Raw genomic sequence first — 21,223 nt, forward strand, 5'->3', positions numbered from 1 at the left:
CCGCTCAGTCGTGCGCCGGCTGCAGCGCCGGTGCGGTCGTCGGGGCGAGGGGCTGGGTGCCGGTGCGGGCCGGCCGGGGCAGCGACGCCGGGGCGGCGTGCCGCGGCCCCCGCTTCCGCGACGGCGAGGCAGCGACGATGAACGGCACGGAGATCGCGACGTGCACCGTGAGCCAGGCGACGTTCGCCATCAACGAGGGGCTGAACCCCTCCCGGCCGGCGCCCACGCCCAGGGCGGCGGCACCGACGGCGGCGAAGACCAGCTGCGGCACCACCAGGCGGAGGAAGTTGGGCCGGGCGCCGTCGTGCGTGGTCTTGCTGGTCACGGCGAACGACGTCTTCCGGTTGGTGAGCACGGCGGCCAGGGCGGTCAGCTGCAGCCACCACGCGCTCAGCGAGAACGCGATGGCCTGGAAGCTGTAGGTGAAGTTGCTGGTCCGCTGCAGCACGTAGAGGTTGATCCACATGTAGGGCACGAAGACCAGCGCCAGGGTCATCGTCGAGGTGACGATCGGCGTCTGACCGGTCAGCAGGAAGACCACCGGCAGCATCGCGTCCAGGATGATCACCGAGCCGGACAGGTAGTAGCTCGCCGAGATGAGGTACTGCAGCCGCTGGCTCCAGGTCAGGCCCCGGCGCAGCAGCGGGTTGTACTTGAAGATCACCTCGAGGCTGCCGCGGGTCCAGCGGAACTGCTGCTTGTAGTAGTTCAGGAAGTCGTCCGGCGCGAGCCCCTCGGCGAGGACCTTCGGCACGTAGACGCTCTGCCAGCCCTTCTCGTGCATGAACAGCGAGGTGAGGAAGTCCTCGGCGATGTTCTCCTCGCACATGCCCCCGGCCTCGAGGACGGCGCTGCGCCGCACGGCCATGTTCGTGCCGCACATGAACGCCGAGCCCAGCCGGCTCTTGCCCGCCATGATCGGCCCGAAGAACAGCGTCTGCTGGTCCCAGGCGACCCGGGTGATCCGGTTCTGGTCCTGGTTGGCGTAGTACTGCGGCGTCTGGACGAAGCCCATCCGGTCGTCGACGAACCAGCCCATGACCTCGGCGAGGAAGCTGGGCGCCGGCACGTGGTCGGCGTCGAAGACGACGAAGAACTCGCTGTGCGTGCGGGCGAGCGCGTGGTTGATGTTCCCGGCCTTGGCGCCGCCCGGGGTGACCCGGGTCAGGCAGGTGACGCCGAGCTCGTCGGCGAGCTCCTCGATCTCGCGCCAGTCCGCCTTGCCGGCGACCAGCCCGTCGTTGAGGAGGTACACCTGCACCGGCCCCGGGTAGCGCATCGCCAGCGCGGCCTGCGCCGTCCGGCGCACGATGTCGACCGGCTCGCCGCAGACGGTGATCAGGACGTCGACCGGTGCGCTGAACGACGGGTCGAAGGCCCGTTCGCGGTCCCGGCCCCACACCGTCCAGCAGTAGCCGACGATCTGCACCAGGTGGAACAGCTCGGTGGCGATCAGGGCGGCGAACAGCACCGGGTTGCCGTGCTCGAAGGCGAAGGTGATCACCAGCGTGTAGACGACGGCGAGCACCACGTTGCCCACCAGGAAGCCCCGGTTGGGCAGGTGGGTGAGGAAGGCGTGGGCGTCCGGGGCGGACGCCTGTGCCTGGGTCTGGGTCGGGGTCAGGTCCACGGCGTCTACCGCTCCGTCACGGTCAGGTCGGGCAGGGCGTCGAGGTGCAGGGCCATGCCGAACCACACCCAGTTGGAGTCGTAGTAGCCGAGCTGCTCGGCCAGGTTGCCGGTGTCCGCGTCGTACACCGGGAGCAGCTCCTCGGTGTAGACCTCCTCGGCCAGGTCGGGCTCGACGACGGTGAAGTAGCCCATCGCCCCGCCGTACATCGCCGGCGCCTCGTAGTCGACGACCGGCGTCCCGTCGCGGCCGTAGACCGCGGCCAGCTCGCCCCGCGACGTCCACTCCTCGGCGAGCAGCGACTGCCGCTCGAGCAGCGCCACGGCGCGCTCCTCGTCGTGCCAGCGGGCGTCCAGCGCCAACCGCCACGGCAGCCGCAGCGCGTCGTAGCTGAACCGGGTGGTCAGGGTGTCGCTGACCGGGCTGAACGCACCGGTCTCCCGGTCCATGAACACCCAGTCCGGCGGCAGCCCGGCGGAGCGGGCGGCGTCCAGCGGCTGGTCCTCGAGCGCCTCGAGGACCTCGTAGGTGTTGTCGACCAGGCCCGGCCAGTCGTGCTCCAGGTCCACCGCGGCGAACACCCGGTAGGCGTAGGGCGCGAAGTAGGAGGGGTTGACCAGCACCCGCTCGGTGTCGAACTGCTCGAGGTCGTTGGCCGCCAGCACCGGTTCCCCGGCGACGGCGACGACCTCCTCGGTCCAGATGCTGTCGATGATCGGGAGGGCGTCGTAGAGGAAGACGTCCTGCTTCCACCGCGAGTACGCCATCAGCAGCGCGAGGGCGATGTCGGCGTCGGCGTCGGAGGCGGTGTTGTCGCCGCCCAGCTCCTCCTGCACGCCGTAGCTGCCGTCGGACCGCGGGCCGAACCGCCAGGACATCAGGGAGTCCGCGCGCTGGAGGTTGTCCTTGGTCCACTGCCAGCTGTCGGTGAAGGTCTGCAGGTCGTCGGACCACACGGCGCGCAGCATCGTGTAGCTCTGGCCCTCGGACGTGGTGATCCCGCCGCTCTGCGGGTCGAGCGTCCGGTTGGTGCCCTCTTCCAGGTAGTTCTCCGTGTAGACCCGCCACAGGTCGTCCAGCACCGTGCGGTCGGAGACCGCCCGGGGCTCGTCGGCGGCGACGGTCGCCACGGCGTCGGTGATGTCGTCGGCGTAGACCGTCCCGGCCACGCCGAGCACGACCGCGAGGACCAGCGCGACGAGGGCGGCCAGCCGGCCGCGCCGCCGGGGCCCGGGCTGCGGCCCGTCGGCCGGGACGGCCTCCTGCTCACGCAGCATGCCGGTCACCACCCTGGTCGTCGCTGCGGACCTCGACCGGACGACCGACGGCCTCGGCCAGGTCGATCGCGTCCTCCGGGTCCGACCACTGGCCGAGCAGGTCGGCGTGCCGGGCGACCAGCACGCTGACGGCGGGGTCGGTCCGGTCGACGTCGAGCCGGTCCAGGATCCCCTGGACGTCGCCCTCGTCTGCGCCGGCGAGCAGCCCGCGGACGACGGTGCCGTCGGACACCCAGACGTCACCCGCCCGCCGGGAGGTCTGCCACTCCCCGCGGATCGCGGACTCCGGGACGCTCAGCACGACCACCAGGTCGTTGCCGGCTCGCCGCTCGGCGAAGCCGTGCCGCCGGCGCTCCAGGCGCGCGTCCTCCAGACCGACCGCCGTCAGCAGACCGGCAGCCGTGCCCGTCCAGGTGAAGCGGGCGGCCCACGAGCGGGCGCGCCCGGCCATCGTGGCGGCCACGACAGGGTCGGCGAGGACGGTGAGCGCCCGGGAGACGGCCGCACCGAGCTCGGCGGAGGTGCCGTCGACCAGCCAGCCGGTGCGGCCGTGCCGTACGGCGTCGGTCATGCCGCTGACCCGCCGGGCCAGCGCCGGGACACCGGCGCCGTTGGCCTCGATCAGCGACGGCGCCCAGTCACCGCCGTCGGAGGCGCTGACGGTCAGCCAGGCCGCGCCGAGCACCGCGTCGCGCTCGGCGTCGGGGAGCCGGCCGTGGAAGACGACCCGCGCACCGACCGCGCGCGCCCGCTCCTCCAGGCCGGTGCGGGCGGGCCCGCCACCGACCAGGTGCAGCTCGGCCTCCGGGTGCCGCGCCTGTACCTCCGGCATGGCGTCGACGAGCGCGTCCAGCCGCTTGAGCGCCGTCAGCCGCCCGACGACGACGACGCGGGGCGTGGCCGACCGCCGGCGCTCGACGCCGAGGCTGTCGGCGCCGCAGGGCACCACGACGACCGGGCCGTCGAAGCGCAGCCGCCGCCGCACCGCGGCCCTGGCCGACGGGGACAGCACCACGACGGTGCGCCGCCGGTACACCCGGCGGCTGGCCGGGCCCTCGAGCCAGCGGGCCAGCCGGGCCGCCGCCGGGCGCAGCGCCCGGGCGAAGAGGTCCTGGTGGACGTGGTGCACCAGCAGCACGACCGGGACGTCGCGGCGGGTGACCAGCGGGCTGAAGAACGGGATGCCGTTCTGCGAGTCGACGACCGCGCCGACCTCGGCGCGGTGCCTGAGCAGCCACAGCAGGGCGAGCGGGTAGACGCTCCACCAGCTGCCGAGCCGTCGGATCTGGTAGCCGTCGAGCTCTTCCCGGGCCGGCGTGCCGGCCGGGCGGCTGGTCACCAGCACGACCGACCGCCCCTGGCGGGTCAGCTCGCGGGCAGCGCGCTCGCAGTACAGCTCCGCGCCGCCGGCAGCAGGGTGCCGGCGGTCGCGCCAGTTGAGGACGATCAGGCGGGACCCCCGTGCCGCCGTCATCAGGCCATCCGTCCCAGCGCTGCGTGCACCGCACGCACCTCGGAGAGGACCCGTCGGCCGTGCGTCCACACGTGGAAGGACGAGCCCTCCTGGTCGGTCCAGCGGACCGGCACCTCGGTGACCGGCAGCCCCAGCCGGGCGGCGACGGCGAGGACCTCGACGTCGAAGGCGAAGCCGTTGGCGGTCACCCGGCTGAAGATCTGCTCGGCGGCCTCGGCGGAGAAGAACTTGAAGCCGCACTGGGTGTCCGCCACGTCGCCCACGAGGGGCCGGGTCATCATCCGGAACGTGCTCGACCCGAGCCGCCGGAGCAGCGGCTGCGCGACCTCGTAGCCGGCGCCGGTGATCCGCCGCGAGCCGATGACGACCGGGTCGCCCTCCTGCAGGTGGCCGACGACGTCGGTCAGGACCTGCGGCGGGGTGGAGAGGTCGGCGTCGCAGAAGCCGCGCCAGCGGGCGGTGCCGGCCAGCAGACCGCGGCGCACCGCGGCGCCCTTGCCCTGGCGGGAGCAGCCGATCAGGCGCACGGAGGTGTTCTCCGGGGAGCGCGCGGCGACGTCGTCGACCACCTCGGCGGTCCGGTCGACGGAGCCGTTGTCCACCACGGTGAACCGGACGCTCAGCGGGAGCGTGGCGGCGTGGGCGGTCAGGGCGCGGAGCGTCGGGCCGAGCCGCTGCTCCTCGTTGAAGACGGGGACGACGACGTCGAGGTCGATCACTGGCTGGCTCACGCGGTGGTCACCTTTCACGGGGAGGGGCGGCGGGCGCCGTGGGACGAGCGGTCATGGGCGGGACCGGTCACCGCCGGGGACCAGCTGGGGCTGCGGCAGTGCGAGGGGCAGGACCGGGGCCACGTCGGCGGTCAGCGCGGGGCGCCGGAACACCAGGCGGGAGCTGAGCAGGAACGACGCCCCGGCGCTGGCCACGGTCCCGACGAGGGCGCTGGTCATCGCGGTGGTGCCGATGACCCGGTAGGCCAGCGAGAAGACCGCGGCGTTGACGCCGAACCCGGCGGCGGCGGAGCCGTTGAAGAGGGCGGCCCGGCGCAGGACCGAGCCGACCGTCTCCCGGCCGGGGGTGCGGCGCGAGGACCAGGTCCAGTAGTAGCTGACCGCGAAGTTCACCTGGGTGGCCACCAGGAAGGCGACGACGTTGGCCGCCTCGGCGACGACCCAACCCGACGCCAGCCGGAAGACGGCCAGGTGGAGGACGGTCATGGCCACGCCGACGACGGCGAACCGGACGACGGTGGCACTGCGGAGCGCACGCAGCATCCAGGCTCCTGACTCGCACGACGGGTGGGCGGCACACAGGCGCACTTCGTCGTGGAGCCCCGTGAGAACGCCTCGGAAGTTACGCGCTTCGTTGAGGCTTCACGCTCTGTCCGTGACCGAGGCGATCACGAACGGTGACGGTCACACAGCGGTCGTGGCGCGACGCGCGCGTGGCCGACGGCTCGTTCGTGAACATCGCGTTACCCGCGATTAGGTTGCCCGCGACCCAGATGGATCAAGGAACGTGCAGGTCACGGCGGCGCGCCGTCTGCCCGGCCGGCGAGGGTGAGCGCGTGCGTATAACGATCCGGTCACGATGGAGGATCTGGCACGGAACCGTCCCTGACGGCTGCGTGGCCGAGCCGCTCAGCCGAGCGGGTGGTCGGACTCCTGCCGGATCGGCACGCCCGCCGCGGCCAGACCGCGCTTCACGTCACCCACCCGCAGCTGGCCGAAGTGGAAGACGCTGGCCGCCAGGACGGCGTCCGCCCCGGCCTCGACCGCCGGTGGGAAGTGGTCGACGGCGCCCGCTCCCCCACTGGCGATCAGCGGCACGCTGACCTCCCGGCGCACGGCGCGGATCAGGTCGGTGTCGAAGCCGGCCCGGGTGCCGTCGGCGTCCATCGAGTTCAGCAGCACCTCGCCGACCCCGAGCCCAGCCGCCTGCACGACCCACTCCACGGCGTCCCGGCCGGTGCCGCGCCGCCCGCCGTGCGTGGTGATCTCGAAGCCGGAGTCGGTGACCGCGCCGTCCTGCACCCGGCGGGCGTCCAGGGACAGCACCAGCACCTGGTTGCCGAACCGGTCGGCGATCTCGGCGATCAGCTCCGGCCGGGCGACGGCGGCGGTGTTCACCGCGACCTTGTCCGCCCCGGCCCGCAGCAGCTTGTCGACGTCGGCGACGCTGCGCACCCCACCGCCGACGGTCAGCGGGATGAACACGCTCTCCGCGGTGCGCCGGACGACGTCGTAGGTGGTCTCCCGGTCACCGGAGCTCGCGGTGATGTCGAGGAAGGTGAGCTCGTCGGCGCCCTCGGCGTCGTAGACCCGGGCCATCTCCACCGGGTCGCCGGCATCGACCAGGTCGACGAAGTTCACGCCCTTGACCACCCGGCCGGCGTCGACGTCCAGGCACGGGATCACGCGGACGGCGAGACTCACGACCCCGCCCCCCGGACCGCGTCGGCCTCGACCTCCACCAGCATCGCCGGGTCGATCAGCGCCGCCACCTGCACCATCGAGGTGGCCGGCCGGACGTCGCCGAAGAACTCCCCGTGCACCCGCCCGACCTCCTCCCAGCGGCTGATGTCGGTCACGTACACCCGGGTGCGGACGACGTCGCCAGGCACGAAGCCGGCCTCGGTCAGCGCCCGGACGACGCCCTGCAGCGCCACCCGGGTCTGCCCCGCGGTGTCACCGGCGTGCACCACGGCGCCGTCGACGGTGGCGGTCGTGCCGCTCACCCACGCGGTGTCCCCGACGACGACGACCCGGCTGTAGCCGACGACCGCCTCGTACGGGCCGCCGGACCCCAGCCGCAGCGCCGTCACGCCAGCTCCTCGGTCAGCCGCAGCGCCTCGGGCAGGGTGAACTGGCCGGCGTAGAGCGCCTTGCCCACGATCGAGCCCTCGACGCCGATCCCGGTCAGCCCGGCCAGCGCGCGGATGTCGTCCAGCGAGCTCACGCCCCCGGAGGCGATGACCGGGCGCGGGGTCGCGGCGCACACCTCGCGCAGCAGGTCCAGGTTGGGGCCGCGCAGCGTGCCGTCCTTGGTGATGTCGGTGACCACGTACCGGGCGCACCCCTCGGCGTCCAGCCGGGCGAGGGTCTCGTAGAGCTCGCCGCCCTCCTGGGTCCAGCCGCGGGCGGCCAGCCGGGTCCCGCGCACGTCGAGGCCGACGGCGACCCGGTCACCGTGCTCGGCGATCGCCCGGGCGCACCACTCCGGCGACTCCAGCGCGGCGGTGCCCAGGTTGACCCGCCGGCAGCCGGTGGCCAGCGCCGCGGCCAGCGACTCGTCGTCCCGGATGCCGCCGGACAGCTCCACGTCGACGTCCAGGGCGCCGACCACCGAGGCGAGCAGCTCGCGGTTGGACCCGCGGCCGAACGCGGCGTCGAGGTCGACCAGGTGCACCCACTCGGCGCCGTCGCGCTGCCAGGCCAGCGCGGCCTCCAGCGGGTCACCGTAGGAGGTCTCGCTGCCGGCCTCGCCCTGCACCAGGCGGACGGCGAGACCGTCGGCGACGTCGACGGCGGGGAGCAGCTGCAGCTTCGTCACGGGTCAAGCCTAGGGAAGCCCTGCGCGCCCGCTGTCGGAGCGGTGCGGCAGGGTGCTGGCCATGGAGTTCCGCGACGTCGTCCGCAGGCGGCGCATGGTGCGCGACTACGACCCCGACCGGCCCGTCCCGGCCGACGTCCGCGAGCGGCTGCTCGAGCACGCCGTCCGCGCCCCCTCGGCCGGGTTCAGCCAGGGCTGGGCGTTCCTGGTGCTGGAGACCGCCGAGGACCGCGACCGGTTCTGGGCCGCGACCACCGGCGAGGGCGCGCCCGACGGCTGGCTGACCCGGATGCGGCGGGCTCCGCTGCTGGTCGTGCCGCTGTCGCACAAGGACGCCTACCTGGACCGCTACGCCGAACCGGACAAGGGCTGGACCGACCGCGACGAGCGCCGCTGGCCGGTGCCCTACTGGCACGTCGACACCGGGATGGCCTCGCTGCTGGTGCTGCTCACCGCGGTCGACGAGGGGCTGGCCGCGTGCTTCTTCGGCATCCCGCCGGAGCGCATCGACGCCTTCCGCGACGCGTTCGGCGTGCCGGCGGCCTACACCCCGATCGGCTGCCTCTCGGTCGGCTACCCGGGCAGCGAGGACAAGCGCTCCCCGTCCCTGCGGCGCGGCCGCCGGGCCACCGAGGAGGTCGTGCACCGCGGCCGGTGGTGACTGGTTGACTCCTCCCGTGCCGAACGAGCCCGAGCAGACCTCCCGCGCCGTCCTGGTCACCGGCGCCTCCCGGGGCATCGGCCGCGCCATCGCGCTGGCCTTCGCCGCGCAGGGCGACCGGGTCGCGGTGCACGCCAACACCTCGCGCGCGCAGGCCGAGGAGGTGCTGGCCGAGCTGCCGGGCGAGGGGCACACCGTCGTGCAGGCCGACGTCGCCGACCCCGAGGCGATCGGCCGGGCGGTCGACGAGGCGGCCGCGGCGCTGGGCGGGCTGCACGTGCTGGTCAACAACGCCGCGGTCTTCACCGCGCACCCGCCGCTGGAGACCAGCTACGCCGAGTGGCAGGCCGCCTGGTCGCGCACGCTCGCGGTCAACCTGCTCGGCCCGGCCAACGCGACGTTCCGGGCGCTGCCGCACCTGATCGCCTCCGGCGGCGGCGCGGTGGTCAACGTCTCCAGCCGGGGCGCCTTCCGCGGCGAGCCGAACACTCCCGCCTACGGCGCCTCCAAGGCCGGGCTCAACGCCTTCGGCCAGTCGATGGCGCTCGCGCTGGCCCCGCACGGCATCTCGGTGGGCACGGTGGCCCCCGGGTTCGTGCAGACCGAGATGGCCCGCGAGGTGCTCGACGGCCCGGGTGGCGACGCGGTGCGCGCGCAGTCGCCCTACGGACGGGTGGCCCGGCCGGAGGAGGTCGCCGCGGCGGTGCTGTGGCTGGCCTCGCCGCAGGCCAGCTTCTCCACCGGCACGATCATCGACGTCAACGGCGCGAGCTACCTGCGCAGCTGACGAAGGACCCTCCTCAGGCCAGCGAGTCCAGCCAGTTGGTGAGCAGCTGGGCGCCGGCGTCGCCGCTCTTCTCCGGGTGGAACTGGGTCGCCGAGAGCGGCCCGTTCTCCACCCCGGCGACGAACCGGTCGCCGTGCTCGGCCCAGGTGACCGACGGCGGGGTCAGCCGCCCGGTCACGCCCGGCTCGGCCAGCGGGAACTCGCGGACGCCGTAGGAGTGCACGAAGTAGAAGCGCTGGTCGGCCAGGCCGGCGAACAGCGTGCTGCCCTCCGGCGCCTGCACGGTGTTCCAGCCCATGTGCGGCAGCACCGGGGCCTTCAGCTGCTCGACCACACCGGGCCACTCACCGCAGCCCGCGGTGTCCTGGCCGTGCTCGACCCCGCGCTCGAAGAGCACCTGCATGCCCACGCAGATGCCCAGCACCGGGCGGCCACCGGCCAGCCGGCGGCCGATCACCTGGGGCCCGTCGACGGCGCGCAGACCGTCCATGCAGGCGGCGTAGGCGCCCACGCCCGGGACGACGAGGCCGTCGGCCTCCAGCGCCGCATGCGGGTCGGCGGTCACCGTGACGTCAGCGCCCACGCGGGCCAGCGCCCGCTCGGCCGAGCGCAGGTTGCCCGACCCGTAGTCCAGCACGACGACCTTCTTCACAGCTGCCACGCTACCCATCAGCCGAGAAGGGGGCCGTCGTGTTCCCGTCCCGGCAGGACGAGCTCCCCGACCACCTCGCCGAAGAGCTCCTCCCCCGTCGGCCGGAAGCCCAGGCGCAGGTAGAACTCCTCGGGCCCGTGCTCGTGCCGCTCCCAGAGCACGGTGATCCGGTCGTTCCCGCGCCGGCGCGCCTCGTCGGCGACGGCCTGGACGGCGAACCGGCCCACCCCCTGCCCCTGCGCGTGCGCCGCGACGTTGAGCCGCCAGATGCCGCAGCGGAACGCGGGGACCTCGTTGCCCGGGTCGAAGCTGCCCATCACGAAGCCGACGACCGGCCCGCCCTCGCCGTCGGTGACCAGCCGTGGCCAGGCGACGTCCGGGCTGGCGTAGGCCTCGGCGAGGGAGGAGGCGACCGGGGCGACGACGCCCTCCTGCTCCGGCCGGATGGCCAGCCGGCAGGCGTCGGCCACGTTGTCGGGGGTCACGGGTACCAGCCGCAGGTCCATGCCGGGAGACTGCCGGACCCGTACGACAGCCTCCGGACCAACCCTCCTCTCACGTGAGGGTAGGGTGCCGGCGAGCCCGCAGTGCCGCGGTCGAACCACTCCCGATCGCGAACGGTGCCATGACCGCTGCCCTCTCCCTGCCCCGCCCTGCCTGGCTCAGCCCCCGCGTCGCCCGCACCGAGGTGCTGGCCGGCCTGGTCGTGGCGCTGGCGTTGATCCCCGAGGCGATCTCGTTCTCGATCATCGCCGGCGTCGACCCGCGGGTGGGCCTGTTCGCCTCCTTCACCATGGCCGTCACCATCGCGTTCACCGGCGGGCGGCCGGCGATGATCTCGGCGGCCACCGGGGCGATCGCGCTGGTGATCGCCCCGCTGGTGGAGAGCCACGGCCTGCCGTACCTCGTCGCCGCCGTCCTGCTCGGCGGGGTGTTCCAGGTGGCCCTCGGGCTGCTCGGCGTCGCGAAGGTCATGCGGTTCGTGCCGCGCAGCGTGATGGTCGGCTTCGTCAACGCGCTGGCGATCCTGATCTTCACCGCGCAGCTGCCGCAGCTGGTCGACGTCCCGTGGGCGGTCTACCCGCTCGCCGCCGTCGGCCTGGTCGTGGTCTTCGGCCTCCCCCGGCTGACCACCGCGGTGCCGGCCCCGCTGGTGGCCATCGTGCTGCTCACGGTGTTCACCGTGACCGTCGGCGTCTCGGTGCCGACCGTCGGCGACGAGGGCGAGCTGCCCGACAGCCTGCCCGGCCTGGGCCTGCCCGACGTCCCGTTCACCCTGGACACCCTGCGGGTCATCGCCCCCTACGCGCTGGCCATCGCGCTGGTCGGGCTGATGGAGTCGCTGATGACCGCCAAGCTGGTCGACGAGCTCACCGACACGACCTCCAGCAAGACCCGCGAGTCGATCGGCCAGGGCATCGCGAACCTGGTCACCGGCGCCTTCGGCGGCATGGGCGGCTGCGCGATGATCGGCCAGACGATGATCAACGTGCGCTCCGGCGCCCGCACCCGGCTGTCGACCCTCCTCGCCGGGGTCTTCCTGCTGGTCCTGGTCATGGCGCTGAGCCCGGTCGTCGCGGTGATCCCGATGGCGGCGCTGGTGGCGGTGATGGTCTTCGTCTCGATCGCCACCTTCGACTGGCACAGCCTGCGCACGCTTCGGCGGATGCCGCGCAGCGAGACCGCGGTCATGCTCGTCACCGTCGCCGTGGTCCTGGCGACGTCCAACCTGGCGATCGGCGTCGGGGTCGGCGTCCTGGTGGCCTGCGTGCTCTTCGCCCGGCGGGTGGCGCACCTGGTCACCGTCACCCCGGTCGACGAGCCCGACGGCGGCCGGCGCTACGTCGTCCGCGGTGCGCTGTTCTTCGCCTCCACCAACGACATGGTCGGCCGGTTCGACTACGCCGGGGACCCCGACCGGGTGGTGGTCGAGCTGTCCGGCGCGCACGTCTGGGACGCCTCGTCGGTCGCCGTCCTGGACGCCGTCGCGCACAAGTACGCGCTGCGCGGGAAGACCGTGCAGCTCACCGGGCTGACCGAGGTCACCGGCCACTACCACGACCGGCTGGCCGGGCGCCTGGGCGGCGGCGAGTGACCGCCGAGCGCCGGATGCAGATCGGCGAGGTCGCCGAGCAGATCGGCCTGTCGCTGCGCACCATCCGGTACTACGAGGAGGTCGGCCTGGCGGTGCCCTCGGCGCGGTCCGAGGGCGGCTTCCGGCTGTACGTGGCCGCCGACGTCGAGCGGCTCCGGGTGATCATGCAGATGAAGCCGCTGGGGTTCAGCCTCGAGGAGATGCGCGAGCTGCTGGAGCTGCTGGACGCCGGCGGGGCCGCCGACCCCGCCCGGCTCACCGCGTTCCGCGCGCAGGCGGCCGAGCGGGTGGCCACGCTCCGCCGCCAGCTGCGGACGGCGGAGGAGTTCGCCGCCCGCCTCGATCAGCCGACGAGGTAGAGGACCCCGGCGACGCTGGCCAGCAGGGCGGCCACCAGCAGGACGACGGCGAACCCGACCTGCGGGCCGGTGCGCCCCTCGGTGTCCGAGTCGGCCTTCCAGATGCTCCAGGAACCGCCGAGGAGGAAGCCGCCCACGAGGAGCAGCGCCACCCCGAAGGTCACAGAGCGCCCTTCGTGGAGGGGACGTCGGTGACCCGCGGGTCCAGTGCCACGGCGGTGCGCAGCGCCCGGGCGAGCGCCTTGAACTGGCCCTCGACGATGTGGTGGGCGTCGCGGCCGGCGTAGAGCACCCGCACGTGCAGGCTGATCTTCGCGTTGAAGGCGAAGGACTCCAGCACGTGCTTGGTGAGCGACGTCGGGTAGTCCGGCCCGATCATCGGCGTCATGTTCTCCGGCTCGGCGTGCACGAAGTACGGCCGGCCGGAGAGGTCGACGGCGGCCTGCACCAGCACCTCGTCCATCGGGATGGTGGCGTCGCCGTAGCGGGTGATGCCGCGCTTGTCGCCCAGCGCCTCGGCGAAGGCCTGGCCCAGCGCGATGGCGACGTCCTCGACGGTGTGGTGGGCGTCGATGTGCAGGTCGCCGTCGGCGCGCACCGTCAGGTCGATCCCGCTGTGCTTGGACAGCGCGGTGAGCATGTGGTCGTAGAACCCGACCCCGGTGGCGACGTCGGCCGTGCCGGTGCCGTCGAGGTCGACCTCGACGACGAGCTTGGTCTCGTTGGTCGCCCGCTCGACGCGTGCAGTGCGAGTCATGGTGGTCATCCTCCCAGAGCGGTGCGGTGCCCCGGCGCGATCTCACCCAGGGCGGTGAGGAAGGCGTCGGTCTCCTCGGTGGTGCCCGCGGTGACCCGCAGCCAGCCGGGCAGCCCGACGTCGCGCACCAGCACCCCGCGGTCCAGCAGCGCCTGCCAGGCCGCCGCGGCGTCGGCGAAGTGCCCGAACAGCACGAAGTTCGCGTCGCTGGGCACGCTGGTCAGGCCGAGGCCGGGGAGCGCCTCGACGATCCGGTCCCGCTCGGCCTTGACCGCGTCGACGGTGTCCAGCAGCTGCTCGGTGTGCGCCAGCGCGGTCCGCGCCGCGGCCTGGGTGAGCGAGCTCAGGTGGTAGGGCAGCCGCACCAGCTGCAGCGCGTCGACCACCGCGGGGTCGGCGGCCAGGTAGCCCAGCCGCAGCCCCGCCATGCCGAACGCCTTGCTCATCGTGCGGCTCACGATGAGCCGGGGCCGCCCGGGCAGCAGGGACAGCGCGGAGACGGTGCCCTTCCGGGCGAACTCGGTGTACGCCTCGTCGACGACGAGGACGCCCTCGGTCGCCTCGTACAGCGCGGCGACGGTGTCCAGGTCGACCGCGGTGCCGGTCGGGTTGTTCGGGCTGGTGACGAAGACGACGTCCGGGCGGACCTCGCGCAGCTGCGCGGTGGCGGCCGCCGGGTCGATGGTGAAGTCGGCGCGCCGGTGCCCGTCGACCCACGCCGCCCCGGTGGCCGCGGTGATGATCGGGTGCATCGAGTACGACGGGGTGAACCCCAGCGCCGTCCGCCCGGCGCCGCCGAAGGCCTGCAGCACCTGCTGCAGCACCTCGTTGGACCCGTTGGCCGCCCACACCATCGCCGGGGTGACCGGCTCGCCGCTGGTGCGGGTCAGGTAGCCCGCGAGGTCGGCGCGCAGCGCCGTCGCGTCCCGGTCCGGGTAGCGGTTGAGGCCCTGCGCGGCCTCGGCCAGCGCCACCTGCAGGTCGGCGAGCAGCGCCGCCGGCAGCGGGTGCGGGTTCTCGTTGGTGTTCAGCGCGTACCGGACGGCGAGCTGCGGGGCCCCGTAGGGCGTGCGGCCCCGCAGCTCCGGCCGCAGCGGGAGCTCCTCCATCGCCGTCATGCGCGCTGGCGGGCCCGGACGGCGGCGGCGTGCGCCGGCAGGTCCTCGGCGTTCGCCAGGGCGTCGATGTGCCCGGCGACCTCGGCGAGCGCCTGCTCGTCGTACTCGACGACGTGGATGCCGCGCAGGAACGACTGCACGCTCAGCCCGCTGGAGTGCCGGGCGCAGCCGCCGGTGGGCAGCACGTGGTTGGACCCGGCGGCGTAGTCGCCGAGGGAGACCGGCGCCCACGGGCCGACGAAGACCGCACCGGCGTTGCGCACCCGCATCGCCACGGCGCGGGCGTCCCGGGTCTGGATCTCCAGGTGCTCGGCGGCGTAGGCGTCGACGACGGCCAGCCCGGCGTCCAGGTCGTCGACCAGCACGATGCCGGACTGGCTGCCGGACAGCGCGGTGCTGATCCGGTCGCTGTGCTTGGTGGCCGCGACCTGACCGGGCACCTGGTCCAGCACGGCGTCGGCGAGCTCCTCGCTGGTGGTGACCAGCACCGCGCCGGCCAGCGGGTCGTGCTCGGCCTGGCTGATCAGGTCGGCGGCCACGTGCACCGGGTCGGCGGTGTCGTCGGCCAGCACGGCGACCTCGGTGGGGCCGGCCTCGGAGTCGATGCCGACCAGCCCGCGCAGCAGCCGCTTGGCCGCGGTCGTGTAGACGTTGCCCGGCCCGGTGACCATGTCGACCGGCGCGCAGGACCCGGCGCCGTAGCCGAACATCGCGATCGCCTGGGCCCCGCCGACGGCGTAGACCTCGGTGACGCCCAGCAGCGCGCAGGCAGCCAGCACGCCGGGGTCGGGCAGCCCGCCGTTGTCGCGCTGCGGGGGGCTGGTGACCGCGATCGACTCGACGCCGGCGATCTGCGCGGGGACGACGTTCATCACCACGGAGCTCAGCAGCGGGGCGAGCCCGCCGGGCACGTAGAGCCCGACCCGGCGCACCGGCACCCAGCGCTCGGTCACGGTGCCGCCGCGGACGACGTCGGTGGTCACGTCGGTGCGGCGCTGGTCGGCGTGCACCGTGCGGACCCGGCGGACGGCCTCCTCGAGCGCGGCGCGCAGCGTGGGGTCGACCGTGGCGAGCGCCTCGTCGAGGGCGGCCTGCGGGACGGCGATGTCCGGGACGTCGACGCCGTCGAGCCGGGCGGTGATCTCGCGGACCGCCTGGGCGCCGCGGAGCCGGACGTCCTCGCAGATCGGGCGGACCACGGCGAGCACCGAGTCGATGTCGGTGGCGGCCCGGGGCAGCAGCTGCGCGAGCTCCCGGGGCCCGGGCAGGGCGGACCCTCGCAGGTCGATGCGGGACAGCACGGAGCACCTCCGGGTACGAACGGGAGAACACCCCACGGTAGACGCCCGGGTGAGCGGCCCCTGCTGCCCGTAGGCTCCCGCCGTGAGTTCCGCGGGCGGGTCAGGCAGCTCCAGCAGCCGGGAGGTCATCCCGCTGTTCCCGCTGGAGACCCCGTTGTTCCCCGGCGTGGTGCTGCCGCTGCAGATCTTCGAGCCGCGCTACCGGCGGCTGGTCGTCGACCTCACCTCGCTGCCCGAGGGCACCGAGCGCCGGTTCGGCGTGGTCGCCATCCGGCAGGGCTGGGAGGTGGAGCGGGTCGCGCCCGCCGAGGCGCTGTTCGACGTCGGCTGCACCGCGGTGCTGCGGATGGTCGCCCCGCAGCGCGACGGCGGGTACCGGGTCGCCGCCGTCGGCGGTGAGCGCTTCCGGCTGCTCGACGTGCTGGTGCCCTCGGAGAGCAGCGGGGAGCACAGCGACGAGCCGCCGTACCTGCAGGCGCTGGTCGAGTGGCTGGCCGAGGAGGAGGCCGCCGAGGAGGCGGCCGGCGACGCCGGCGAGCTGGTCGGCGCGGACGCCGCGGCCGGGATCGTCCCGGACGACGTGGTCACCGAGGTGGCCCGCGGTTCGCTGGACCTGCTGGCCCGCAACGTCCGCGACCTGTTCGCCCGCTACGTCGCCGACGTCGCGGTGCGCCAGGGCGGGGCACCGGAGGGCCTGCCCGACGACGTGCTCGACGCGCTCGGCCCCGACGACCTGCCCGACGACGAGGCGGCCGGCGACGTGGCGGCCACCGCGGCGCTGCTGCGCGAGGTGAGCGACGACGCCCGCGGGCTGTCCTACCTGGTGGCCTCCTCGGCGCTGCTCACCACCGACGACCGGCAGGCGCTGCTGGCCGAGTCGGCCACCCGGCGGCGGCTGGCCATGGAGTCCCGGCTGCTGCGCCGCGAGCTCACCCTGCTCCGCACGCTCGGCGCGGTGCCGGTGCCGCTCCGGCAGTTCGCCACCCCGATGACCTCGAACTAGACGGAGGACCCCCTCCTCCTCATCCCTCGCACGCCCGGGGTGGGCCCCTGCGAGGGGGCCGTCACGCCCGGCTCACGGGCGGGGGCACCGGGGGCAGCGGCGGGCGGAGCGGGCCGGACGCGGGCTCCTCCTCGGCGCGGCCGAGGTCGTCGCGCGAGGTGAGCGCGGTGGCCACCAGGTAGGTCAGCACCGCGACGAACGGGCCGACGGCGAGCGCCGCGGTGGCCCCCAGCGACAGCGCCGTGGTCACCGTGGTGCCCACGGCGGCGAGCTCGGCGTCGGTGGGACCGGGGCCGGCCCACTCCCCCAGCAGCCAGGCGACGACGCCGGCGGCTAGCATCCCGGCGGCGAGCGCCGTGAGGGTCAGCGCACCGCGGCGGCGCCGGTGCAGCCACACGGCGGTGCCGGCCAGCAGCCCGAGCCCGGCCAGCACGACCACGAACACGCCGTCGTCGGCCATGAACAGCTCGGCGGACGGCGCCGGCCCGACCGGCTCGACACCGGACGCGGTGACCCGGTAGTCCGCCCGCGGGGCCAGCCAGATCCACAGGCCACCGGCGACCAGCCCGGCAGCGGCCAGGGCGAGCACGGTCAGCAGCGCGCTGCGCAGGTCCGACCGGGTGCCGCGGAGACCGGGCACGCCGACGGGCACGGCGGGCTGCCAGGGTGCCGGCAGTCCACCGGAGGGGCTACCCGGCGGGCCGCCCGGCGCGGAGGGCGAGGGCACCAGGCCCTGCGGATGCGCGTCGGTCACGCCACCATCTTCGTCGTCGTGGCTGGGAGGGACGTGCCGCCCCCTAGAGGAGGGCGACGCTGGTGGGTCCGAGCAGCGCCTTGATGTCGCCCATCAGCGCGGTGCTCGGCCGCACCCGCAGGCCCTGGTCGAGCCGGAGCACCGTCTCCCGGCCGCCGTTGAGCAGCTTGAGCTGCACCTCGGTGGTGCCCGGGTGGCTGCCCAGCACCTCGCGCAGCCGCTCGACGACCGGCGGGGTGCAGCGGGCGGCGGGCATCGAGACCAGCACCGGCCCGCGCGGGCCCTCGGTGAGCTCCGGGACGGTGACCTCGGCGGCGAACAGCGAGGGGGTGTCGTCGCGGCGGCTGATCCGGCCCTTGACCACCACGATGGCGTCCCGGACCACCTTGTCCGCGACCTGCGCCCAGGTCTTGGGGAAGAACAGCACCTCCAGGCCCGCCTCGAGGTCCTCGATGGTGGCGATCGCCCAGGGGGCGCCCTGCTTGTTGGTGCGCGGGCCGACCGCGGTGAGGATGCCGGCCACGGTGACGTTGGCGCCGTCCTCGACGCCGCCGGCGAGGATCTCGGCCAGCGCGGTGTCGGCGTGCGAGGTGAGCACGTGCTCGACCCCGTGCAGCGGGTGGTCGGAGACGTAGAGGCCGAGCATGTCGCGCTCGAAGACCAGCTTCTCCGACTTCGACCAGTCCGCGGTCGGGATGGCGATGTCCAGCGAGGCGGCGAACGGGTCGTCCTCGGCGTCACCGAAGCCGCCGAACAGGTCGAACTGCCCCTCGGCCTCCTTGCGCTTGAGGCTCATCGCCGAGTCGACGGCCTGGGCGTGGATCGCGGCGATGCCCTGCCGCGAGTGGCCCAGCGAGTCGAACCCGCCGGCCTTGGCGAGGGACTCGATGACCTTCTTGTTGCAGGCGACGGTGTCGATCTTGCGCATGAAGTCGGCGAAGTCCTTGAACGCGCCCTTCTCCTCGCGCGCCCGGACGATCGAGTCGACGACGTTGTGCCCGACGTTGCGCACCGACGCCAGGCCGAAGCGGATGTCGTTGCCGACGGCGGTGAAGTCCCAGGAGGACTCGTTGACGTCCGGCGGGAGCACCTTGATGCCCATCCGGCGGCACTCGGCCAGGTAGACCGGCCGGCGGTCCTTGTCGTCGCCGACGCTGGTGAGCAGCCCGGCCATGTACTCGGCCGGGTAGTTGGCCTTGAGGTAGGCGGTCCAGTAGGACACCAGCCCGTAGGCGGCCGAGTGCGCCTTGTTGAAGGCGTAGTCGGCGAAGGGCACCAGGATGTCCCAGAGCGTCTTGACCGCCGCCGCGGAGAAGCCGTTGGCCTTCATCCCGGCCTCGAAGCCGACGTACTCGGCGTCCAGCACCGACTTCTTCTTCTTGCCCATCGCGCGGCGCAGCAGGTCGGCCTTGCCGAGGGAGTACCCGGCGACCTTCTGCGCGATCGCCATGACCTGCTCCTGGTAGACGATCAGGCCGTAGGTCTGACCCAGGATCTCCTCGAGCGGCTCGGCCAGCTCCGGGTGGATCGGGGTGATCTCCTGCTGGCCGTTCTTGCGCAGCGCGTAGTTGGTGTGCGAGTTGGCACCCATCGGGCCCGGCCGGTAGAGCGCGCCGACGGCGGAGATGTCCTCGAAGTTGTCCGGGCGCATCAGCCGCAGCAGCGACCGCATCGGCCCGCCGTCGAACTGGAAGACACCGAGGGTCTCACCGCGGGAGAGCAGGTCGTAGGTGGCCGGGTCGGTGAGGTCCTTGCTGATCTCGTCGAGGTCGACCGGCTCCTTGCCGTTGATCACGATGTTGCGCAGCGCGTCGTCGATGACCGTGAGGTTGCGCAGGCCCAGGAAGTCCATCTTGAGCAGGCCGAGCGTCTCGCAGGTCGGGTAGTCGAACTGCGTGATGATCGCGCCGTCGGCCTCGCGCCGCATGATCGGGATGCTGTCGATCAGCGGGTAGCGGCCGATGATGACGCCGGCCGCGTGCACACCCCACTGGCGCTTCAGGCCCTCGAGCTTGCGGGCCTGGTCGATGACCTCCGCGGCGCCCGGGTCGGACTCGTAGCGCGCCCGGAACTCCGCGGCCTCCTTGTAGCGCTCGTGCTTGGGGTCGAAGATCCCCGACAGCGGGATGTCCTTGCCCATGACGCCCGGCGGCATCAGCTTGGTCAGCTCGTCACCGACCGAGTAGGGCCGGTCGAGCACCCGGGCAGCGTCCTTGATCGCGGCCTTGGCCTTGATCGTGCCGTAGGTGACGATCTGGCTGACCCGGTCCTCGCCGTACTTCTGCGAGACGTACTGGATGACCTCGCCGCGCCGCCGGTCGTCGAAGTCGATGTCGACGTCGGGCATGGAGACGCGCTCGGGGTTGAGGAACCGCTCGAAGATCAGCCCGTGCGCCAGCGGGTCGAGGTCGGTGATGCCCATGGCGTAGGCGGCCAGCGAGCCGGCGGCCGAGCCACGGCCCGGGCCGACCCGGATGCCGTTGTCCTTGGCCCAGTTGATGAAGTCGGCGACCACGAGGAAGTACCCCGGGAAGCCCATCTGGACGATGATCCCGACCTCGTAGTCGGCCTGCTTGCGGACGTGGGCGGGGATGCCGCCGGGCCAGCGCTTGTGCAGCCCGCGCTCGACCTCCTTGATGAACCAGGAGGTCTCGTCCTCGCCCTCGGGGAGCGGGAAGCGCGGCAGCAGGTCGGCGCCCTCGGTGAACTGCACCTCGCACTGCTCGGCGATCAGCAGCGTGTTGTCGCAGGCCTCGGGGTGCTCGCGGAACAGCGCGCGCATCTCGGCGGCGGACTTGAGGTAGTAGCCGTCGCCGTTGAACTTGAAGCGGTTGGTCTCGTTGAGCCGCGAGCCGGTCTGGATGCACAGCAGGGCGTCGTGCGCCTGGGCGTCCTCGCGGTGGGTGTAGTGCAGGTCGTTGGTGCCCAGCAGCGGGATGCCGAGGTCCTTGGCGATCTCCAGCAGCGCCGGCTTGGTCTGCTTCTCGATGGACAGCCCGTGGTCCATGATCTCGGCGTAGAAGTTCTCCCGCCCGAAGATGTCCTGGAAGTCCGCCGCCGCCTGGCGGGCCCGGTCGACCTTGCCGGCGCGCAGCCACATGTTGACCTCGCCGGACGGGCAGCCGGTGGTCGCGATCAGGCCCTTGCCGTAGCGCTCGAGCAGGTCGCGGTCGAAGCGCGGCTTGCGGTACTGGCCCTCGAGGCTGGCCAGCGAGGAGATCCGGAAGAGGTTGTGCATCCCCTCCGTGGTGCGGGCCAGCAGCGTCATGTGGGTGTAGGCGGCCTTGCCGCGGTTGTTCCCGCCGTCGCCCTCCTCGTCGATCAGCTTGTCGCCGAAGTCGAACGGGGCGCGGTCGAACCGGGAGCCGGGCGTGTAGTAGCCCTCCATGCCGATGATCGGCTTGACCCCGGCGGCGTTGGCCTGCTTGTAGAAGTCGTAGGCGCCGAACACGTTGCCGTGGTCGGTCATCGCCAGCGCCGGCATCCCCTCGGCCGCGGCGGCCTTGGTGACCTCACCGAGCTTGGCCGCCCCGTCGAGCATCGAGTACTCGGTGTGCACGTGCAGGTGCACGAAGTTCTCTGCGGGGGACGGGGTGCTCACGGTGCGGGGTGCTCCTCACGGGTCGTGCGGCCGCCTGCCCGCCAGCGGCGGGCAGGGGCGGCGGGTCGTTCTGGGTGACCGGCGGGGAAGGCCGTTCGAGGTCGAGCTGGGCACTACGGGTGGCGCTGCCGGGGCGACGCCGTCACCACGGGTGGGGGCCGTTCGCGGTGTCCTGATCCTCGCACCTCCGGAGGTCTACCCG

Annotated in this window: 21 protein-coding genes; 5 read left to right on the forward strand and 16 right to left on the reverse strand. The window is 73.4% G+C overall.

Translation table 11 applies throughout. The features are described 5' to 3' along the window. Positions 1-4 precede the first annotated feature (4 nt). The 8 genes from FHX36_RS06555 to priA all read right to left on the reverse strand — a co-directional run bounded on the left by FHX36_RS06555 (position 5) and on the right by priA (position 7,933). Positions 5-1,630, reverse strand: coding sequence for a glycosyltransferase (locus FHX36_RS06555; protein ID WP_181428849.1), 1,626 nt, complete (start codon positions 1,628-1,630; stop codon positions 5-7). A gap of 5 nt (positions 1,631-1,635) precedes the next feature. Beyond that, complete coding sequence (locus FHX36_RS06560) at positions 1,636-2,907, reverse strand: family 8 glycosyl hydrolase (protein ID WP_146251659.1); 1,272 nt, start codon at positions 2,905-2,907, stop codon at positions 1,636-1,638. After that, positions 2,897-4,381 (reverse strand): glycosyltransferase family 4 protein, encoded by a 1,485-nt coding sequence (locus tag FHX36_RS06565; RefSeq protein ID WP_183513618.1) that lies wholly within the window; start codon positions 4,379-4,381, stop codon positions 2,897-2,899. Before FHX36_RS06565 ends, FHX36_RS06560 begins: the two co-directional genes overlap by 11 nt. After that, a complete protein-coding gene (locus tag FHX36_RS06570; RefSeq protein ID WP_181428724.1) occupies positions 4,381-5,112 on the reverse strand; it encodes a dolichyl-phosphate beta-glucosyltransferase in 732 nt (243 codons plus the stop codon). Before FHX36_RS06570 ends, FHX36_RS06565 begins: the two co-directional genes overlap by 1 nt. A gap of 51 nt (positions 5,113-5,163) precedes the next feature. Then, entirely contained in the window at positions 5,164-5,655 is a 492-nt protein-coding gene (locus FHX36_RS06575; RefSeq protein WP_110551778.1) for a GtrA family protein, read from the reverse strand. A 366-nt stretch (positions 5,656-6,021) separates the two neighbouring features. Next, positions 6,022-6,816: an imidazole glycerol phosphate synthase subunit HisF gene (gene hisF / locus FHX36_RS06580; protein WP_110551777.1), complete on the reverse strand. Its 795-nt coding sequence runs from the start codon at positions 6,814-6,816 to the stop codon at positions 6,022-6,024. Next, positions 6,813-7,205 (reverse strand): Rid family hydrolase, encoded by a 393-nt coding sequence (locus FHX36_RS06585; RefSeq protein ID WP_110551776.1) that lies wholly within the window; start codon positions 7,203-7,205, stop codon positions 6,813-6,815. The genes hisF and FHX36_RS06585 overlap by 4 nt, the downstream gene beginning before the upstream one ends. Continuing rightward, positions 7,202-7,933 (reverse strand): bifunctional 1-(5-phosphoribosyl)-5-((5-phosphoribosylamino)methylideneamino)imidazole-4-carboxamide isomerase/phosphoribosylanthranilate isomerase PriA, encoded by a 732-nt coding sequence (priA, locus tag FHX36_RS06590; RefSeq protein ID WP_110551775.1) that lies wholly within the window; start codon positions 7,931-7,933, stop codon positions 7,202-7,204. Before priA ends, FHX36_RS06585 begins: the two co-directional genes overlap by 4 nt. Before the next feature lie 61 nt (positions 7,934-7,994). Here priA and FHX36_RS06595 point away from each other — a divergent pair, with 61 nt between their 5' ends. Together FHX36_RS06595 and FHX36_RS06600 are read left to right on the forward strand one after the other, a co-directional pair. After that, positions 7,995-8,594 carry a nitroreductase family protein gene (locus tag FHX36_RS06595; protein ID WP_110551781.1) on the forward strand — a complete coding sequence of 200 codons (600 nt, stop codon included), beginning with the start codon at positions 7,995-7,997 and terminating at the stop codon, positions 8,592-8,594. A gap of 16 nt (positions 8,595-8,610) precedes the next feature. Then, positions 8,611-9,381, forward strand: coding sequence for an SDR family NAD(P)-dependent oxidoreductase (locus tag FHX36_RS06600; RefSeq protein ID WP_110551774.1), 771 nt, complete (start codon positions 8,611-8,613; stop codon positions 9,379-9,381). Between the two features lie 13 nt (positions 9,382-9,394). Here FHX36_RS06600 and hisH read toward each other — a convergent pair whose 3' ends face one another. Together hisH and FHX36_RS06610 are read right to left on the reverse strand one after the other, a co-directional pair. After that, positions 9,395-10,033 (reverse strand): imidazole glycerol phosphate synthase subunit HisH, encoded by a 639-nt coding sequence (gene hisH, locus FHX36_RS06605; RefSeq protein ID WP_110551773.1) that lies wholly within the window; start codon positions 10,031-10,033, stop codon positions 9,395-9,397. Between the two features lie 17 nt (positions 10,034-10,050). Continuing rightward, positions 10,051-10,539 carry a GNAT family N-acetyltransferase gene (locus FHX36_RS06610; protein ID WP_110551772.1) on the reverse strand — a complete coding sequence of 163 codons (489 nt, stop codon included), beginning with the start codon at positions 10,537-10,539 and terminating at the stop codon, positions 10,051-10,053. A gap of 119 nt (positions 10,540-10,658) precedes the next feature. On the opposite strand from FHX36_RS06610, the gene FHX36_RS06615 reads away from it, so the two are divergent. Continuing rightward, positions 10,659-12,128, forward strand: a complete 1,470-nt coding sequence (locus FHX36_RS06615) for a SulP family inorganic anion transporter (RefSeq protein ID WP_110551771.1) — start codon at positions 10,659-10,661, stop codon at positions 12,126-12,128. Continuing rightward, complete coding sequence (locus FHX36_RS06620; RefSeq protein WP_110551770.1) at positions 12,125-12,487, forward strand: MerR family transcriptional regulator; 363 nt, start codon at positions 12,125-12,127, stop codon at positions 12,485-12,487. Before FHX36_RS06615 ends, FHX36_RS06620 begins: the two co-directional genes overlap by 4 nt. Here FHX36_RS06620 and FHX36_RS06625 read toward each other — a convergent pair. Genes FHX36_RS06625 through hisD form a run of 4 tightly spaced genes read right to left on the reverse strand, consistent with a single transcriptional unit; the run spans position 12,472 to position 15,663 of the window. Then, a complete protein-coding gene (locus FHX36_RS06625) occupies positions 12,472-12,651 on the reverse strand; it encodes a hypothetical protein (RefSeq protein ID WP_110551769.1) in 180 nt (59 codons plus the stop codon). The genes FHX36_RS06620 and FHX36_RS06625 overlap by 16 nt on opposite strands. Further along, positions 12,648-13,244: an imidazoleglycerol-phosphate dehydratase HisB gene (gene hisB / locus FHX36_RS06630; protein WP_110551768.1), complete on the reverse strand. Its 597-nt coding sequence runs from the start codon at positions 13,242-13,244 to the stop codon at positions 12,648-12,650. The genes FHX36_RS06625 and hisB overlap by 4 nt, the downstream gene beginning before the upstream one ends. A gap of 5 nt (positions 13,245-13,249) precedes the next feature. After that, on the reverse strand, positions 13,250-14,362 hold the full coding sequence (locus FHX36_RS06635; protein WP_110551767.1) for a histidinol-phosphate transaminase: 1,113 nt from the start codon (positions 14,360-14,362) through the stop codon (positions 13,250-13,252). Further along, on the reverse strand, positions 14,359-15,663 hold the full coding sequence (gene hisD / locus FHX36_RS06640) for a histidinol dehydrogenase (RefSeq protein WP_110551766.1): 1,305 nt from the start codon (positions 15,661-15,663) through the stop codon (positions 14,359-14,361). Before hisD ends, FHX36_RS06635 begins: the two co-directional genes overlap by 4 nt. Before the next feature lie 82 nt (positions 15,664-15,745). On the opposite strand from hisD, the gene FHX36_RS06645 reads away from it, so the two are divergent. Continuing rightward, positions 15,746-16,666 (forward strand): LON peptidase substrate-binding domain-containing protein, encoded by a 921-nt coding sequence (locus tag FHX36_RS06645; protein WP_110551765.1) that lies wholly within the window; start codon positions 15,746-15,748, stop codon positions 16,664-16,666. Positions 16,667-16,727: 61 nt separating this feature from the next. Here the strand turns inward: FHX36_RS06645 and FHX36_RS06650 are convergent, their stop codons facing one another. Together FHX36_RS06650 and dnaE are read right to left on the reverse strand one after the other, a co-directional pair. Then, complete coding sequence (locus tag FHX36_RS06650; protein WP_110551764.1) at positions 16,728-17,420, reverse strand: DUF2567 domain-containing protein; 693 nt, start codon at positions 17,418-17,420, stop codon at positions 16,728-16,730. Between the two features lie 43 nt (positions 17,421-17,463). Then, positions 17,464-21,021, reverse strand: coding sequence for a DNA polymerase III subunit alpha (gene dnaE, locus FHX36_RS06655; RefSeq protein ID WP_220035893.1), 3,558 nt, complete (start codon positions 21,019-21,021; stop codon positions 17,464-17,466). Between the last annotated feature and the right edge of the window lie 202 nt (positions 21,022-21,223).

Origin of the sequence: Modestobacter versicolor, from assembly GCF_014195485.1 — a bacterium.
Taxonomy (GTDB): Bacteria; Actinomycetota; Actinomycetes; order Mycobacteriales; family Geodermatophilaceae; genus Modestobacter; species Modestobacter versicolor.

Coding starts and splice junctions, on each gene's coding strand:
- FHX36_RS06595 (WP_110551781.1), top strand. CDS start 7,995: ATGGAGTTCCGCGACGTCGTCCGCAGGCGGCGCATGGTGCGCGACTAC.
- FHX36_RS06635 (WP_110551767.1), bottom strand. CDS start 14,362: ATGACGGCGATGGAGGAGCTCCCGCTGCGGCCGGAGCTGCGGGGCCGC.
- FHX36_RS06560 (WP_146251659.1), bottom strand. CDS start 2,907: ATGCTGCGTGAGCAGGAGGCCGTCCCGGCCGACGGGCCGCAGCCCGGG.
- FHX36_RS06615 (WP_110551771.1), top strand. CDS start 10,659: ATGACCGCTGCCCTCTCCCTGCCCCGCCCTGCCTGGCTCAGCCCCCGC.
- FHX36_RS06565 (WP_183513618.1), bottom strand. CDS start 4,381: ATGACGGCGGCACGGGGGTCCCGCCTGATCGTCCTCAACTGGCGCGAC.
- hisB (WP_110551768.1), bottom strand. CDS start 13,244: ATGACTCGCACTGCACGCGTCGAGCGGGCGACCAACGAGACCAAGCTC.
- FHX36_RS06575 (WP_110551778.1), bottom strand. CDS start 5,655: ATGCTGCGTGCGCTCCGCAGTGCCACCGTCGTCCGGTTCGCCGTCGTC.
- FHX36_RS06610 (WP_110551772.1), bottom strand. CDS start 10,539: ATGGACCTGCGGCTGGTACCCGTGACCCCCGACAACGTGGCCGACGCC.